Origin of the sequence: Geomonas propionica, from assembly GCF_016458235.1 — a bacterium.
Lineage (GTDB): Bacteria > Desulfobacterota > Desulfuromonadia > Geobacterales > Geobacteraceae > Geomonas > Geomonas propionica.
Genome location: NZ_JAEMHK010000056.1, coordinates 1 through 201 on the forward strand (window position 1 = coordinate 1; position 201 = coordinate 201).

The 201-nt window shown below is 48.8% G+C and carries 1 rRNA gene; it reads right to left on the bottom strand.

What is annotated here, in order from left to right:
• Positions 1 to 57, bottom strand: a 5S ribosomal RNA gene (rrf, locus tag JFN90_RS22125); the annotation flags it as partial.
• Between the last annotated feature and the right edge of the window lie 144 nt (positions 58 to 201).

Below are 201 nucleotides of genomic sequence, written 5' to 3' on the forward strand. Positions count from 1 at the left end.
CTTAACTTCCGTGTTCGGGATGGGAACGGGTGTGACCCTCTCGGCATTGCCACAGAGAAACTCTTAGCTTGGGCTTTAGCCCGCGCAATTTATTTCTCACAATCGCATCATCATGAATGTAGGTTTGCAGCATAAGCAGTTTATGATCGGGGGGTGGAGAACCACCCCCCTCTCTAAGAATTTTTTATGGTCAAGCCTCAC